At 70.4% G+C, this 15,614-nt stretch carries 15 protein-coding genes; 3 read left to right on the top strand and 12 right to left on the bottom strand.

The features are described from left to right. Positions 1–39: 39 nt before the first annotated feature. Positions 40–486 (bottom strand): SsrA-binding protein SmpB, encoded by a 447-nt coding sequence (gene smpB / locus QM701_RS01680; RefSeq protein ID WP_415165378.1) that lies wholly within the window; start codon positions 484–486, stop codon positions 40–42. Positions 487–565: 79 nt separating this feature from the next. On the opposite strand from smpB, the gene QM701_RS01675 reads away from it, so the two are divergent. The 3 genes from QM701_RS01675 to QM701_RS01665 are packed head-to-tail and all read left to right on the top strand — an operon-like array spanning position 566 to position 1,958. Further along, the gene (locus tag QM701_RS01675) at positions 566–1,009 is read left to right on the top strand and encodes a type II toxin-antitoxin system RatA family toxin (protein ID WP_415165377.1); all 444 of its coding nucleotides are present in this window, start codon (positions 566–568) and stop codon (positions 1,007–1,009) included. Continuing rightward, positions 1,002–1,322, top strand: coding sequence for an RnfH family protein (locus QM701_RS01670; protein WP_415165376.1), 321 nt, complete (start codon positions 1,002–1,004; stop codon positions 1,320–1,322). Before QM701_RS01675 ends, QM701_RS01670 begins: the two co-directional genes overlap by 8 nt. 42 nt (positions 1,323–1,364) lie before the next feature. Beyond that, on the top strand, positions 1,365–1,958 hold the full coding sequence (locus QM701_RS01665; protein ID WP_415165375.1) for a restriction endonuclease: 594 nt from the start codon (positions 1,365–1,367) through the stop codon (positions 1,956–1,958). A gap of 12 nt (positions 1,959–1,970) precedes the next feature. Here the strand turns inward: QM701_RS01665 and QM701_RS01660 are convergent, their stop codons facing one another. The 11 genes from QM701_RS01660 to QM701_RS01610 form a co-directional block, all read right to left on the bottom strand. Continuing rightward, positions 1,971–3,590, bottom strand: coding sequence for a response regulator (locus QM701_RS01660; RefSeq protein WP_415165374.1), 1,620 nt, complete (start codon positions 3,588–3,590; stop codon positions 1,971–1,973). 218 nt (positions 3,591–3,808) lie between these two features. Beyond that, positions 3,809–5,128, bottom strand: a complete 1,320-nt coding sequence (locus tag QM701_RS01655; protein WP_415165373.1) for a UDP-glucose dehydrogenase family protein — start codon at positions 5,126–5,128, stop codon at positions 3,809–3,811. Positions 5,129–5,155: 27 nt separating this feature from the next. Next, complete coding sequence (locus QM701_RS01650) at positions 5,156–6,175, bottom strand: glycoside hydrolase family 5 protein (RefSeq protein WP_415165372.1); 1,020 nt, start codon at positions 6,173–6,175, stop codon at positions 5,156–5,158. Positions 6,176–6,188: 13 nt separating this feature from the next. Next, on the bottom strand, positions 6,189–7,460 hold the full coding sequence (locus QM701_RS01645; RefSeq protein ID WP_415165371.1) for a lipopolysaccharide biosynthesis protein: 1,272 nt from the start codon (positions 7,458–7,460) through the stop codon (positions 6,189–6,191). After that, positions 7,457–8,701, bottom strand: a complete 1,245-nt coding sequence (locus QM701_RS01640) for an acyltransferase family protein (RefSeq protein ID WP_415165370.1) — start codon at positions 8,699–8,701, stop codon at positions 7,457–7,459. Before QM701_RS01640 ends, QM701_RS01645 begins: the two co-directional genes overlap by 4 nt. Next, a complete protein-coding gene (locus QM701_RS01635) occupies positions 8,698–10,740 on the bottom strand; it encodes an acyltransferase family protein (RefSeq protein WP_415165369.1) in 2,043 nt (680 codons plus the stop codon). The genes QM701_RS01640 and QM701_RS01635 overlap by 4 nt, the downstream gene beginning before the upstream one ends. Continuing rightward, positions 10,724–12,268 (bottom strand): O-antigen ligase family protein, encoded by a 1,545-nt coding sequence (locus tag QM701_RS01630; protein ID WP_415165368.1) that lies wholly within the window; start codon positions 12,266–12,268, stop codon positions 10,724–10,726. The genes QM701_RS01635 and QM701_RS01630 overlap by 17 nt, the downstream gene beginning before the upstream one ends. Then, positions 12,265–13,026 carry a WecB/TagA/CpsF family glycosyltransferase gene (locus QM701_RS01625; RefSeq protein ID WP_415165367.1) on the bottom strand — a complete coding sequence of 254 codons (762 nt, stop codon included), beginning with the start codon at positions 13,024–13,026 and terminating at the stop codon, positions 12,265–12,267. The genes QM701_RS01630 and QM701_RS01625 overlap by 4 nt, the downstream gene beginning before the upstream one ends. Further along, a complete protein-coding gene (locus QM701_RS01620) occupies positions 13,023–13,961 on the bottom strand; it encodes a glycosyltransferase family 2 protein (protein WP_415165366.1) in 939 nt (312 codons plus the stop codon). The genes QM701_RS01625 and QM701_RS01620 overlap by 4 nt, the downstream gene beginning before the upstream one ends. Positions 13,962–13,986: 25 nt before the next feature. Beyond that, positions 13,987–14,904: a glycosyltransferase family 2 protein gene (locus QM701_RS01615; RefSeq protein ID WP_415165365.1), complete on the bottom strand. Its 918-nt coding sequence runs from the start codon at positions 14,902–14,904 to the stop codon at positions 13,987–13,989. A gap of 5 nt (positions 14,905–14,909) precedes the next feature. Continuing rightward, on the bottom strand, positions 14,910–15,569 hold the full coding sequence (locus QM701_RS01610; RefSeq protein ID WP_415165364.1) for an acyltransferase: 660 nt from the start codon (positions 15,567–15,569) through the stop codon (positions 14,910–14,912). Positions 15,570–15,614: the final 45 nt, after the last annotated feature.

The following is a 15,614-nucleotide window of genomic DNA, read 5'->3' as shown; positions in this document are numbered from 1 at the left end:
GAGATGCCGACGGGCGTTCCACCGCCGCCCTGCCGGCGCTCAGACCTTGGTGCGCATCAGCCGCGCCTTTTCGCGGTTCCAGTCGCGTTCCTTCTCGGCCTCGCGCTTGTCGTGCTGCTTCTTGCCCTTGGCCAGGCCGATCTGTACCTTCACACGGCCGCGTTCGTAGTGCAGGTCGAGCGGCATCAGGGTGAAGCCGGCGCGTTCGACCTTGCCGATCAGCTTGCTGATCTGCGCGGCGTGCAGCAGCAGCTTGCGGGTGCGGATCGGGTCCGGCTTGACGTGCGTCGACGCCTGCGTGAGCGGGGTGACGTGCATGCCGAAGATGAACACCTCGCCGCCGCGCACGATCACGTAGGACTCCTTGATGTTCGCCCGGCCGGCGCGGATGGCCTTGATTTCCCAGCCTTCCAGCACGATGCCGGCCTCGAACTGCTCCTCGATGAAATAGTCGTGGAAAGCTTTCTTGTTGGAGATGATGCTCATGGCGGCGTTTCCGGCGGATGTCGCGGCGGGGAATGCTAGAATCCGGCCATTCTACAGGATTCGAAGGACGCGGCCGGCGATGCCATTGGTCGAAAAATCGGTATTGATCGAGCGCTCGGCGCAGCAGATGTTCGATCTCGTCGAGGACATCGAGAGCTACCCCCAATTCCTGCCGTGGTGCAGCGCGACGCGGGTCGATTTCCGCGACGCGCGCCGGACGGTGGCGACCCTGCACATCAACTTCCACAGCGTCAAGGCGCATTTCACCACCGAGAACGAGAAGGACAACCCCGCCTGGATGACCCTGCGGCTGGTCGACGGGCCGTTCCGGCGCCTGGAGGGGCTGTGGCGCTTCAAGGCGCTGGCCGAGAACGCCTGCAAGGTCGAATTCCAGCTTTCCTATGAATTCTCCAACCGCCTGTTCGAAAAGATCATCGGGCCCGTGTTCAGCCAGATCGCCAACACCTTCGTCGAGGCGTTCGTGAAGCGGGCGCAGCAGGTTTACGGAGCGTCGCATGGCTGAGCCGATCACCGTCGAAGTGGTGTACGCGCTGCAGGACCGGCAGGAGCTGGTGGCGCTCAAGCTGCCCGCCGGCGCCACGGCGCGCGAGGCGATCGAACGCTCGGGCCTGCCGGAGAAGTTTCCCGAGATCGACCTGGAGAAGCACAAGCTCGGCGTGTTCGCCAAGCTGGTCAAGCCCGACACGCCGCTGCGCGACCGCGACCGGGTGGAAATCTACCGCCCGCTGATCGCCGACCCGAAGGAAGTGCGCAAGCAGCGCGCGGCCGAGGGCAAGGCGATGAAGAAGGGCGCCGGCGAGGCGGAGGCGTCCTGAGCGCCCGCCCCACCCATTCATTTGTCCTGAGAGAGCCCCCGCGTGCAACTGAAATTCAAAGTCTCCGAGAATTCCCTGTTCTCCATCCTGCTGCGTTCCAGCTGGTGGATCAGCTTCGCCGTCGCGCTGGGCGTGCTGGTGCTGGCGCGGCTGATCGCGCCCGAGGCGTATTTCGTGCCCGCCGCGTCGCTCGCGCTGCCGTTCCTCGTCATCGGCGCCATCGCCGCGTGGAAGCAGCTCAGGCTGCCCGGCCGGGGCCGCGTGGCGGCGACCGTCGAGGCGGTCAACGCGATGTCCTGGCGCGACTTCTCCGCGCTGGTGGAGCAGGCCTTCCAGCGCGAGGGCTACACGGTGACCCGCCTGTCCGGCGCGGCGGACTTCAAGCTGGTGAAGATGGGCAAGACCACGCTGGTCTGCTGCAAGCGCTGGAAGGCGGCCAGCCACGGCCTCGAACCGCTGCGCGAGCTGGACCGGCGGCGCGAGGCGGAAGAAGCGCACGACGCGCTCTACGTGGCGCTGGCCGGGGTGACCGACAATGCCCGCGCCTTCGCCGGCAAGCACCGCATCCGCCTAGTCGAGGGGCAGGAGCTGGCCGGCCTGCTGCGCCTGCCCCGGCGGGCCAAGGCCGCCGCCTGACGGCGCCTTTCCCTACTGCGGGTTCGTCCGGGTCGTCGGCGCGTGGCGCAGCCCGCCGTGCTTGACGGCGATCGAGTTGTAGCGGATGTGCGCGTTGATCACGCGCTTGTCGCGCGGCATCAGGGTGAAGGCGTCGATCAGCTTCTCGCGCGCGTTGGCGGCCGTTTCATCGGACCAGTCGTCTTCCAGCGCGGCGATCGAATCGAGCATCGACAGGACGATCTGCTCGGCGAGCACGGCCTTGCGCGAGATCTTTGCGGCCGCCTCGCCCGTTTCCTCCGGCTCGGTCTCTGAACCGAACCACGCATGGAGACGGGACTTGATCCTGCTCGGCAGGGCCGACTTGACGGATACCTTGGCGATGATCGCCGCCGCACGGCCGACGTCGCCGTGCTGCGCGGCTTCCTCGGCGATCTCCATGGCCATGGCGTCGGTGGCCTCCGCCGGGGCGCTGTCGAACAGTCCCAGCACGCGCTCCAGGCAGTTCTTCGCCTCGACCATCTGGCCCTTGCCGCGATGCACCATGGCGGCGGCGACCTCGGTGCCGATGGCGCCCGCCTTGGCGTTCTTCGCCTCGGCGCGCAGCTCCTCCGCCACCTTGGCGGCCTCGTCGAGCCGTTCCTCGTCGATCAGCGAGCGCGTCAGCGCCAGGTAATCGTCGACCTTGAGCATGGACGACTTGCGCGTGCGCTCGACCACGCGCTTCATGGTGCTGATCACCTTGGGCCGGTCGCCCGCGGCTTCGGCGATGTCGGCGATCTTGCGCAGCCGCTCGGTGGTGCTCGACGAGGTGATCGCCGAGGCGCGTTCGAGGCATTCGATCGCCTTGTCATACTCGCCGGCCTCCTCGTGCATCTGGGCCAGCATGTCGTACACCGAGATGAATTCGGGATGCTCGTCGTTCAGTCGCTGCGCCTCGCCGAGCGCCTCGTCGAGCCGTTTCTGGCGCTGCAGCGTCATGGCGTAGCCCATGCGCGCCCAGGGCACGGCGCGGGTCGACACGATCGATTCGTAGATCGCCGCCGCCTCCTCGACGCGCCCCAGCGTCACCAGCGATTCGGCCTTGATGCGCAGCGCGTCGAGCAGGTAGCGCGGCGTCTGCTTGACGACGTCGTCGCAGGCGGCGATGGCGGCCTCGTGATCGGCCTTTTCGAGGTGGTCGAACACCTGGCGCAGGGCCTTTTTCTTGCGCAGGGAGCGGTCCAGGCGGACCGACAGCTGCTCCGGCGTATAGGGCTTGACCAGATAGTCGTCGGGCGCGAATTCGGCGGCGGCGACGACGTGGTTGTATTTCCGTTCCGCCGTGGCGATGATGAACACGCTGCGCAGCGGCAGGATGTGCTGGAAGCGCAATTCTTCTAGCAACTGCTGGCCGTCGCGCTTTTCGTCGAGGTGATGGTCGCAGATGACGATATCGTAGGGCAGGGTGCGCGCCATGCGCATCAGTTCGGAGGCGTTGGCGGCCATGGAGATCGAGGTGGCGCCGATCACCGACATCTGCTCGCGCATCCAGGTGCGCACGCTGAAATGCCGCTCGGCGATCAGCACGCGCAGGCCGGCCAGCGCGCCGCCGCCTCTGGCGCCGTCCGGCTTGCCTGTGAGCGCATTTATGTTTTTATGGCTCTGGAACATGCCGACCCTCGATGATCCCGAATAGCGGGCCATTCTACAGAAGAATCGGGGGATGGCGCGGTGGGCGGTGGCCGGGTCGGGCAAACGCGCGAGGCCTCTCATTCCTCCCCCTTCAAGGGGGAGGTCAGGTGGGGGATGGGGGTGTTTTACGGAGATGGTGCGGGGCCTATTACCCCATCCCCACCCCGGCCCTCCCCTTGAAGGGGAGGGAGCGGGGGCTACCTGCCGATCGCCAGGTACTCGAATCCCCGTCCGCGCACGAACGCCGGGTCGAACAGGTTGCGGCCGTCGAAGATCACCGGCGTCTTCAGGCGCGCGCGCATGTCGTCGAAATCGGGGCTGCGGAATTCCTTCCACTCGGTGACGATCACCAGCGCGTCGGCGCCGTCGAGCGCGGCTTCCCGGCTTTCGGCGAGGGTCAGGCCCGGCGCGTCGGGGAAGCAGCGGCGGGCTTCGTCCATCGCCTCGGGGTCGTAGGCGGCGACGCTCGCGCCGGCGGCGAGCAGGTCGGCGACGACCGCGCGGCTGGGTGCCTCGCGCATGTCGTCGGTGTTGGCCTTGAAGGCCAGGCCCCACAGGGCGAAGCGCCGTCCCGACAAGTCGCGGCCGAAGCGCGCGCCGATCTTGCGGCCGAGCACGTGCTTCTGCGCCTCGTTGGCCGCCTCCACCGCGCGCAGGATGCGCAGGTTGACGTCGGCCTCGGCCGCCGTGTGGATCAGGGCCTTGACGTCCTTGGGAAAGCACGAGCCGCCGTAGCCCGCGCCGGGGTAGAGGAAGTCGTAGCCGATGCGCGGATCGCTGCCGATGCCCCGGCGCACGTGCTCGATGTCGGCGCCGAGGCGTTCGGCGAGGTTGGCCAGTTCGTTCATGAAGCTGATGCGCGTGGCCAGCATGGCGTTGGCCGCGTACTTGGTCAGTTCGGCGCTGCGCACGTCCATCATGATCAGGCGTTCGTGGTTGCGCTGGAACGGGGCGTACAGCGCGCGCACGAGCAGCGCGGCCTTCTCGTCGTCGCAGCCGACGACGATGCGGTCGGGCTTCATGAAGTCGGCGACGGCGGCGCCTTCCTTGAGGAATTCGGGGTTGGAGACGACGCCGAAGGGCACCGCGATACCGCGTGCGGCGAGTTCCTCCTCGATGGCGGCGCGCACCGCGTCGGCCGTGCCGACCGGGACCGTGCTCTTGTTGACGACCAGCTTGTAGTCGGTCATGAAGCGGCCGATGTTGCGCGCTGCCGCGACCACGTGGCGCACGTCGGCGGAGCCGTCCTCGTCGGGCGGCGTGCCGACGGCGATGAACTGGACGGTGCCGAAGTGCGCGGCGCGTTCGACGTCGGTGGTGAAGTGCAGGCGGCCGGCGGCCGCGTTGCGGCGGATCATCTCCTTCAACCCCGGTTCGAAGATCGGCATGCCGCCGTTCTGCAGCGTGTCGATCTTGGCGGGGTCGAGGTCGAGGCAGAGCACGTCGTTGCCGACTTCGGCGAGGCAGGTGCCGGAAACCAGGCCGACGTAGCCGGTTCCGATGACGGTTATTTTCATGGGCGGTTCCTGAGGATGGTCATGGCATCACATGCGTGAGCGGATCAGTTCGATCTGCGGCCGGTCCTTGCCGTCGATCGGTTCGAGGTTGAGTTCGTAGTTCGGCCGCCACGCGCCGCCGGCCCACATGAACCAGTCGAGGCAGGCCGCGTCGGCCATGTCCAGGAAGCGGCCGAGCGCCTGCAGCCAGCGCGGGTCGTCCATCGGCACGCCGACCTCGCCGATGGCGCCGCGCTGGTTGTGCTTCTTCAGCCAGTCGATGAACGGCTGCAGGCGCTGCGCCGCGCGCGCCGCCGCGTCGACGCCGGCGCCCAGCGGCACCTTGTAGCGGCCGCTGAAATCGTCGTCGAAATAGACGTGCGCCTCGTACACGATCCTGTTCGCCGGGTCGTTGACGAAGGGCGCCGGATGCTGCGCCGGCCAGGTCTGCGCGTTGCTCCAGTTGTCGCCGCCGACGTAGATCGGGCGCGTGGAATCCTCGGAACGGATGGCGTCGACGCCGGCCTGGGCGATGGCCGGCCAGGTGCCGCCGGTCTGGTGCGGCTCGTTCATCAGGCCCCAGGCGAAGACGGCCGGATGCGACTTCAGTTCGGCGGCGAGGCGCTTCCAGAAGCGGGCGAAGGCCGCCACCGGCACGTCCTCCGAGCCGATCAGCACCTTGCGGTAGCGCGCGTAGTTGTGCAGGTCGATCAGCACTTTCATGCCGTTGGCCTGCGCGATGTCGAGGAATTCGCGCGTGTGCTGCAGGTAGCGCGCGTTCAGCGAGGCGCCGAAGATCGGCTGCATATCCTCCCAGTACAGCGGCAGGCGGATGGCGCGCAGGCCGACGCCCTTGTAATAGGCCACGTAGGAAGCGTCGGGAAATTTCATTTCCACCGCGTTGTCGTACCAGCCGGTCGGCAGCGGCACCAGGTTGATGCCGCGCACCTGTCCGGCGCACGACGCGGCGGCCTGCGCCGGCAGGGGCGGCAGCAGGGCCAGGAACAGGGCCAGAAGCGGTGCCAGCAGCGCGGCGGCGCAGGTGCGGATACGGGTCGTCAGGCTCATCTCGTCCTCCAGGTCAGGCGGCGAAGGCCGGGCGCGGCGCGTCGCCGCGCAGGATACGCAGCACGAAGAGCATCGCCACGCATTCCCCGGCGATGACCGGCGCGACCAGCCAGCCCGGCCGGCTGAGCGCGCAGGCCACGCCGACGAGCGCCAGCGACACCGCGGCGCCGGCGATGGTGGCCATGCTCAGCGCGCGGAAGCGGCGCAGCGCCTGCGCGCCGATGCCCAGGCACGCGCGGGCCTGCGACACCAGGTTGGCCGCGCCCCACAGCGCCACGATGATCGCGAGGTCTGCGCCGTACTTGCCGGCGAAGACCAGCGGCGAGAGCACCGGCCAGGCCAGCCAGAGCGCGCCCACGAACAGCAGGTTGAAGACGGCGAAGGCGCGGAAGGCGCGCGCCAGCGCGCGGCGGAAGCCGGGCGCGTCGTCCCGCGCGATCAGCGCGGCGAACTGCGGGCGGGCGACCCGGGCCCAGGCCGCGCTGAGCAGGTTGAGCGGCCCGTACAGGATGCGCCCGGCCTGCAGCAGGGCCACCGTGGCCGGGCCGAAGACGGCGGCGGCGATGTAGAGGTAGCCCCGGTTCTGGATCTCGGTGGTGATCACGCCGAGCAGGCTCCAGCGGATCTCGTGCAGCTGGCCCTTGAGCACCCGCGCCGCCTCGCCCGGCAGGCGGCGGTACGACGGCACCTTGAAGGAGGCGGCGATCCACGGTGCGGCGGTGAGCGTCCCGGCGAGGCCGACGACCAGGAAGGCCGACGGCGCGATCCGCCACTGCGGGTCGGCGGCGAGCAGCGGCCAGTCCAGCCGGTGCAGCGCGGCCAGCGCGGCGGCGGCCAGCACGGCGCAGGCGGCGTCGGAGACCAGCAGGGCGGCGAGCCGGCCCTCGACCGCCAGTTGCGCGCGGTGGAATTCGCGGACGAACTGCGAGCACAGGTAGAAACACGCGCAGCCGGCCACCGGCAGCGCGGCCGCGCCGAGGCGCCAGGAGAGGATCGCCGCGCCGGCCAGCAGGACGCAGGCCGCCAGCGCGAGGTTGACGGCCGAGAAGGCGCGCAGCAGCAGGCTTTTCTCGCCGGGGTCGTGCGCGGCCGGGAGGTGTACGGAGAGCGGGGTGTTCACGATCGCGTTCTGTACCATCGCGGCGAACAGCGAGGCCGCGTTCACGATGGCGAACAAGCCGAAATCGTCAGGCGCGGCCACGCGCACGAGATACAGGTTGAGGGCGAAGTTGAAGGCCGAGACGATGCCCTGGTCGGCGATCGAGAGGGTCAGGTGGCGGCTCACCGGGTGTTCCTCCCGTAAGTCCCGACAGCTGCTTCTCCCTCCCCTTCAAGGGGAGGGATGGGGTGGGGATGGGGTAAGGGACTAGCCCCCGCGCCATCGGCGTGCGGACCCCATCCCCCACCCAGCCTCCCCCTTGAAGGGGGAGGAGCCGGGGACGTCAGGCGGCGGCGCAGGTAGTTCCGGGCGGGCAGTTCGAAGAAGCGCCAGCACAGGTAGCTCACGCCGAGCAGGGCGATGACGAACGCCACGCCGGAATACGGCGCGAATTCGGCGATCTTGCGGCCGACCGCCAGCTTGAACGCCCACGAGACGAAGAGCATGGCCGGCGTCTGCAGCAGGTAGACCGAATAGGAAATATCGCCCAGCCAGCCGCCGACGCGCCGCCATGCCCCGCGCAGACTGCCCCGCGCGCCGATCAGCACGAGCAGCGGGAAGACGGCGACGGCCAGGACGCTGTCGCTGACCCAGTTGCCGTCGGCGAAGAACGCCAGGCACAGCCCGGCCACGGCGGCGGTGGTGGCCGGGCCGCCGGCCTGCCGGGGGAAGCGCGCCGCGTACAGGTAGACGGCCATCCCGGCGGTGAAGCCGAACAGCACGCGCAGGCTGCCCACGTGGAAGGTCGCGGCCGTCAGGCCGCCGTCCAGGCTGCCGTTGGCCCGCGCGGCGACGGTCAGCAGCACGGCGAATCCGGCGGCCAGCGCGAGCAGCGGCTTGAGGCTCAGGCGGCGCAGGCCGGCGATGAAGACGAGGTTGACCGCCAGCTCGAAGAAGATCGACCACGACGCCGCGTTGAAGTAGAACAGCCGGTCGACGCCGTAGGACTGCACGAAACTCGGCAGCATCAGGCTGTTGAAGGCCAGCGCGTAGAAGACGTTCGGCGCGTCGAGGAAACCGAAGTCGCGCGTCGCCTTCATCGTCACGGCGACGAAGCCGATCAGCGTGGACAGCAGGAACAGCGGCCACAGCCGCGCGATGCGCGCCGACAGGAAATCGTTCCACGACAGGGCCGGGCGGACCGAGGCATGGTAGTTGGCGGCGATGACGAAGCCGCTCAGGATGAAGAAGAAGTTGACGGCGAGGTAGCCGCGCGCCACGACGTGCGTTTCCGTGCCCAGCATGTAGTTCATGTGGAAGAGCAGCACGGCCAGCGCCGCCAGGCCGCGCATCAGGTCGAGCACGGCGTAGCGGCCGCCGGGGGCGGCGGCGGACGGATCGCGGGGAAGCGTGCGCGCGGGGTTCATGGCCGTCCTTCCGGCGTGCGTTTCGCGGCGTCGGCCAGGGCCGCGGCGACGCGCCCCCGGAGTCCCGACCGCGCGCCCGCGACGGCGCTGCCGCGCGGCGAGAAATGGCCCGCGTCCTGGTACAGCGGCACGCCGTCGAGCTCGGCCGCGCATTCCGCGTCCGCGCATAGCAAGGGCTCGAACGAGAACAGCGCGGCGCCCGCCGCCTCGCCGGCGGCAACCAGCGCGCGGGTCAGCGCGGCGTCCCGTCCGCTCCAGGCGGCGCGGTCGATGCGGCAGTCGGCGGGCGCGCCGATGTAGGGCAGGTCCTCGCGCCGGCGCTCGACGCAGCGGCGCACGTCGAAGTCCGCCGAAGGCGGCGGCAGCACCAGCACCACCTTCCTGCCGCCCGCGCCGATCCGTGAGACCAGCGCGCGCACGGCCGCCTCGACGGTCTCGGGTGAGAGCGCCGCGGCGTCGCGGGAAACCGTCCCCGAGGCATCGCGCACGGCGAAGGCGCCATCCCCCTCCGGCTCGAAGTACTGCCGCCATTTCGAGCCGAGCACCACCACGCGGATTTCCGGATGCTCGTCGAGGAAGCGCAGCACCGAATCGTTGAAGGCCAGGCACTTCGCGGCCCAGCCGTCGCCGTAGGCGCCGCCCGGCGGGGCGATGCCGGGCAGCGGCCCGCACAGGCTCTTGGTCGCCTGATGGAAGCCGAAGCGCGGGTCGGACGAGAGCGCCTGTGCGAGGTGCATGGCGTACGAGTCGCCCCACAGCAGCACCGACGGCGCCGGCGACGACTGGCATTCGGGACGCGGCGCGAAGGCGTCGTCGGCGGCGCAGGCCCGGCCGAGGCCGTAGTTCGGAGCGCGGCCGGCCGGGTCCCGGTCCGGGGCGGGGCGCAGCACTGGCGCCACCGACGCGGCGAGCAGGAGCGCGGCGGCGCCCGCGCCGGCGAGCAGGAAGACGCGCCGGCGCGGCACGCCCCGCGCCGTGCGGAAGGGCTGTTCGACGAAGCGGTAGGACAGCGCGGCGAGGATCAGCGCGATGAGCATCAGGAAGACGCTGGCCGCCAGCGGCACCTTTTCCGCGAAGACGTGGTTGGCGACGGCGAACAGCGGCCAGTGGAACAGGTAGAGCGAATACGAGATGTCGCCCAGGAAGTACATGGCGCGGGCCGGGGCGCGGGTGCCGAAGTCGAGCGCGCCGAGCATCAGCAGCGAGGTGGCCAGGACCACGATCAGCGCGGCCGGGCCGGGATGCGGCGCGGCGGGCGGGTAGGCCAGGGTGGCGATCAGCACGCCCAGCGCCAGCCACCGGGCCGGAGCCGGTACCGCCGGCGTGCGGCCCTGCAGCGAGAGCACCGCGCAGATCGAGCCGGCCAGCAGTTCCCAGGCGCGGAAGGGCAGCAGGAAGAAGGCCGCCTCCGGCTTGAAATGCACGGCGGCGAGGCAGGCCAGCAGGCTGCCGAGGCACAGCGCGGCGAGCAATTTGAGCGGATCGGCGCGCCGCCCGCGCAGGCCGAGGTAGAGCAGCGGCGGCAGCACGAGGTAGTACTGCTCCTCCAGCGACAGCGACCAGGTGTGCAGCAGCGGCTTGAGCGCGGAAGCGGTGTCGAAGTAGCCCGCCTGCTGCCACAGCACGACGTTGGCGGAAAAGCTCAGGGTGCCCGCCATCTGCTTGAGCAGTTCGAGCAGGTCGGCGCGCGAGAGCAGCAGGGCGCCGAGCGCCGCGCTGAAGGCCAGCATCGCGTAGCAGGCCGGCAGCAGGCGCCGGAAGCGGCGGGCGATGAAGCTGGCGTAGGAGAAGGCGCCGCGCTCGATCGCCGGGAAGATGTTGCGCGTGATCAGGAAGCCGGAGAGGACGAAGAACACGTCCACCCCGAGGTAGCCGCCGGGCAGGAAATCCTTGTCGGCGTGGTAGAACAGCACGGCGAGCACCGACAGGCCGCGCAGCCACTGGATGTCGTCGCGCAGCGCGCGCGCCTCCGCGCCGGCGAGCGGCGCGGCCGGGTTCGCCGCGGGCGCGGACAGCGCCGAATCAGTGCCGCGCGGCATAGAACCTCATGAGCGTGAACATCAGGCAGATGATGAGCAGGGTGACGAAGCGGCTGACGGTCTGCCCGCTGTAGCCGATCAGCATGATCGCCACGCCGAGCACGCCGTGGCACAGCGCGCTGGTCCGGTCGCGCGCGTCGGGGATGGCGGCGGCCGCGGCCATCAGCCGCAGATAGAGCAGCAGGAAGGCGGCGAGCACTAGCGAACCGAGCAGTCCCATCTTGAGCTGGAAGTACAGGTAGGCGTTGTGGATGTACGTCTCCTCGCCGGCGAAGTGGCCGCGCGTGGAGATCGTCTTCTTGTACACGCCGTCGAAGCCGATGCCGAGCAGCGGGTGCTTGGCGATGGATTCCATGGCCATGGCGTTTTCCTTGCCGCGCCAGCCGAAGGAATCGCCGGATTCGATCTCCCGGCCGATGCCGAAGGCGCGGTCGAGCGCCGCCTCGCCGATGCGCGGGCTGGCGGCGTAGACGGCGGCCCAGACCACGATCGTCGCCGGCACGATCACCGCGGCCAGGCGCAGGCAGCCGCGCGCGCCGGCGGTGAGCAGGGTGAGCAGCGCCACGCAGATCACGGTGGCGATCCAGAAGGTGCGTGTGTAGGTGCCCATCAGCCCGAGCAGCAGGATGGCCGCGGCCGGCAGCGGCCAGACGTGCGACAGCGCGAACTTCGCGCCGCGCCGCCCGATCAGCAGCAGCGCCAGGATGATCAGCAGTTCCGGCCCCCACAGCACGGTGCGGGTGACGCCGGTGGTCTGTTCGAGGCCGAGGTCCTCGAAGCGCCCGCTCAGCAACTGCACGTCGGCGAAGGCCTGCACGGCGATGAACAGCGCGATCAGCACGCCGAAGGCGATGAGCAGCCGCTCGGTCAGCTCGACGCGCCGCCGGTCCGGCAGCAGGCGCGGCAGCAGCGGCAGCAGGGCCAGCGGCAGGAAATTGCGCAGCACCGGGAAGGCGAAATCGCGCTGGCCCATGAGGTAGGCGCTGGCGGCGAAGGACAGCCCGAGCGCGGCGAAGGTGAACAGCGCGAGGGCGGCGAAGCGGAGGTCGAAGCCGCCGGCGCGCTCGCCGGAAGCGGCCGGCATCCGCCCGTCGAGCAGGACGTGCACGGCGGCCGCGGCCAGCGTCGCCAGCAGTGCCAGCTCGGCCGGCTGGACCAGCGCGCCGCCCAGCGGCAGCGCCGGGATCGGCGCGCCGGGAATGGCCTGCGCGGCGAGGGCCAGGGTGAGCATCAGGCCGAAGTAGGGCGAGGCGAGGATGGCCAGCCCGACCGCCATCGCGGCGAAGGCGCCGAGCGCCAGCCACCACGGCGCCAGCGCCGAGAGCGCGCCGCCGGCGATCGCCAGGGCGGCGAGGGTTGCCGCGGCGGCGATGGAGTTGCCGGCTCCTCCCCCTTCAAGGGGGAGGCCGGGAGGGGGATGGGGTGCGTGCGCCGAGGACCCGAAGCCGGAGCCCTTGCCCCATCCCCACCCCAGCCCTCCCCTTGAAGGGGAGGGAGAGGCGGCCGTGCCGTCGTGCCTGGGAGTCATCGCCGCTCGCGCCAGGCGTGCCACAGGAAGGTGGCGTTGCCGACCAGATAGCGCCGCCACAGGCGGCGCGGTTCGAGCAGCAGCCGCCAGGCCCATTCGAGCCGCGCGCGGCGCACCCAGGCGGGCGCGCGGCCGACCTCGCCGGCCAGGAAGTCGAGCAGGGCGCCGACGCCGATGCACGCGGTGGCCCGGCTGGCCGCCGCGCAGCGGTCGATCCACAGCTCCTGCAGCGGGTTGCCCATGCCGACCAGCAGCAGGTCGATGCGCTCGGCGCGCAGCGTGGCGAGCAGTTCGTCCTCCTCGTCGCGGCTGAAGTAGCCGTCGCGGCAGCCGACCCATTCGTGGCGCGGGAAGCGGCGGCGCGCCGCCGCGAAGGCGCGGCCGATCACCTCCGGCCGGGTACCGAGCATGAAAATGCGCAGCGGCAGGAGCGTGCGTTCGAGGTAGGCGGGAACGAAGTCCGTGCCGTTCAGGTTGTCCGGGAAGCGTTCGCCGAAGCGCAGCCAGCTGGCCAGATCGACGCCGACCCCGTCGTTGAACACGGCGAAGCGCTGCAGCACCTCGCGGTAGCGCGGGTTGACGCGCGCCGTGTTGAGCGTGTGGGCGTTGGCGAAGGCCACCTTGATCGGCACGCGGTGGCGCACGTGCGCGTCGAGGATGTCGATCGCCCGGCCGGCCGGCAGCGCGTGGAAATCGACGCCGAGCAGCGAGCGGGTGGCGTGCGCGCCGTCCATGGCGGGGACGTGGGCCGCGTTCATGCCGCCGACCTTTCGCGTTCGAGCCGGCCCTTGGCGTATTCCTGGTGCCGGTAGCCGAGCAGGCCGGTGAGGATGCCGACGCCGCGCAACAGGTGGATCGCCGCGCCGCTGCCCCAGCGCGTGGACAGCAGCAGCGACGGCAGGCCGAGCAGCCCGGCGCCGGCGCGGGCGAGGCCGAGCGCGTAGAGCTCGGCGATGCGCCCCGTGCCGCCGGACAGGCGGGCGTCGAGGGCGAAGGTGTTGCCCAGGCGGATCTGCCGCTGCGCCATCCAGCGCAGCGTGGTGCGCGCGCGCGGGATGTCCTCGAACACCTCGGCGTCCGCCGCCCAGTGGATGACCATGCCGGCCGCCACGCACTGGCGGAAGAAACGGTAGTCCGAGCCGCCACTGGCCTGCATGCGCTCGTCGAACAGGATGCCGTGCTCGCGGATGAAGGCGCTGCGCACCAGCACGTTGTTGGTCGCGGCCTCGAAGATCTGCGCGCGGTGCGCATGCCGCCAGCCTTCGAAAACGCGGCTGCGCCGTATCCAGCGCGGCGTACCCTCCGGGAAGACCGGCGTCACCGGCCCCAGCACGCAGTCGCTGTAGAGCTCCTCGGCCACCTCCACCAGGCGGCGCAGCCAGTTCGGCGACGGGTACTCGTCGTCGTCGATGAAGACGAAGAAGTCGTGGTCCACGATCGCGTGCAGCATGCCGCGATTGCGCGCGAAGGGAATGCCGGGACGGTTTTCGCGCAGGCCGGTCAGGCGGATGCCGCCGCCGTCGCGGAATTCGGCAAGCACGGCCGCGGCGCTGCCCTGCGGGTCGTTGTCGACGACGATGACGTTCATCTCGTCGATCCCCGTGGCGGCGAGGTCCTGGCTGATCAGCCCGCGCAGCAGCTTGCGCAGGCCGTCCGGCCGTTTGTAGGTGATGGCGACGACGGCGACTTTCATGTTTTCTCTCCCTTTCCGGGTGGGTTCAGTAGAGGTTCCAGGCCGGCCGGCCGACGAAGAACAGCAGCTTGCCGACGTTGCCCGAGGTGCGCAGGGCGAAGCGCATCGACGCCGCCGGCACCACCGCCCACGCGGCGGCGGCCAGCACCGAGAAGGCGGCGGCGAGCGCGGCGGCCTTGGCGATCTCCAGCGCCCGGCGCGGCGCCCCGGCGTGCGCCAGCACGGTCGAGGCGTAGCTGTGGCCGCCGCGCGCGTAGCGGCGCAGCAGGTGGCGGCGCTCCAGCCGTTCGGTCGGAACGTGCTCGTACACGATCGCTGTGGCCGAGCAGACGATCCGGCCGCCGCTGGCGGTGAGGCGGAAGCACAGGTCGGTGTCCTCGCCGCCGCTGCGGCCGAGCGCCGGATCGAATTCGAGCCCGCGTGCCGTGAGCGCCGCGCGGCGCAGCAGCAGGTTGCAGGTCGAGCCGACCCGGATGGCCTGTCCGGCGGCGCCGTAGGTCTTGTCGTAGGGACGCAGCTTTTTCGCCCAGGCCGGCGCGTGCCGGGGATAGACGCCGATCACCCGGCCCTGCACGCCGTCCGCGCCGCTTTCCTCGGCCTGCCGGACGAGCTGCTCCAGCCAGTCCGGGGCCGGTACCTCGTCGTCGTCGACGAACACCAGGTATTCCCCGGCGGCGTGGGCCATCGCCCGGTTGCGCGCCAGCGAGATGTTGCGCGCGCCGCTGGCGACCACGCGCACGCCGTCCCGGCCGATCAGGCCGCCGAGCGCGGCGGCCACTGCGTCCGTCCGGCTGTCGTCGGCGATCACGATTTCGCGCGCGAAGCCCGGCGGCAGCGCGCAGGCCAGCGCCGCGTCGACGGTGTCGCGCAGCGACGGCCGGCCGATGCTGGCGATGCACACCGAGACGAGCCGTGCCTCTTGGATTCCTGCGTTCTCTCGCATGCGGCTCACCAGTCCTCGAAGCTGAAACGGTAGCGCCCGGCCTGCACGTCCTCGGCGATCGAGCGGACGGCCTTGGCCGGGAAGCCGGAAATGAGCGAATCGCTGGCCTCGACGCGGCCGAGCACGACGGTGCCGAGCGCGACGATGTTGCGGTGGCCGATCGAGGTGCCCGGCGCGAAGCGCACGGCCGAGCCGATGTAGTTCTTCTCGCCGATGATGATGTCGCGGTCCATCACCGACAGGCCGTGGGTCCAGAACTGGCTGCCGTTGCCGGCGATCCAACTGTCGTTGCCGATCTCGACGCGGCCGTAGACGTCGAAGAAGTGCGAGTTGAGCACCAGCGACCGCTCGCCCAGTTCGAGGACCGGCGTGTAGCCGCGCGCGGCGAACTTGTCCGAGACGATGTGCCACGAGCAGAAGAACTGGTTGAGGCGCCCGATCCGCGCCCGCGCGCCGATGCGCACCTGGATCGGCCCCTTGAACACGTTGAGCGGGCCGATCGCCGCGCCGTCGCCGATTTCCAGCGATTCCACGCCGATCACCGTGCCGAAGCCGATGCGCACGCCGGTGCCGATGCGGTAGCCGAAGAGCAGGCGGTAGAGCGTCACCCGCAGGGCGTTGAGCGGCACCAGCGAGACCAGCAGCGGGAGCAGGAGTCTTTTCATTGTTGTCCTCGGGCATTGGCGGGAGAAACGGGCTTGGCGGCAGGA

Source organism: Propionivibrio sp. (assembly GCF_047602565.1).
Lineage (GTDB): Bacteria > Pseudomonadota > Gammaproteobacteria > Burkholderiales > Rhodocyclaceae > Propionivibrio.
The sequence above is the reverse complement of the archived record's forward strand: the minus strand, read 5'-3'. Positions and strand labels throughout refer to the sequence as shown.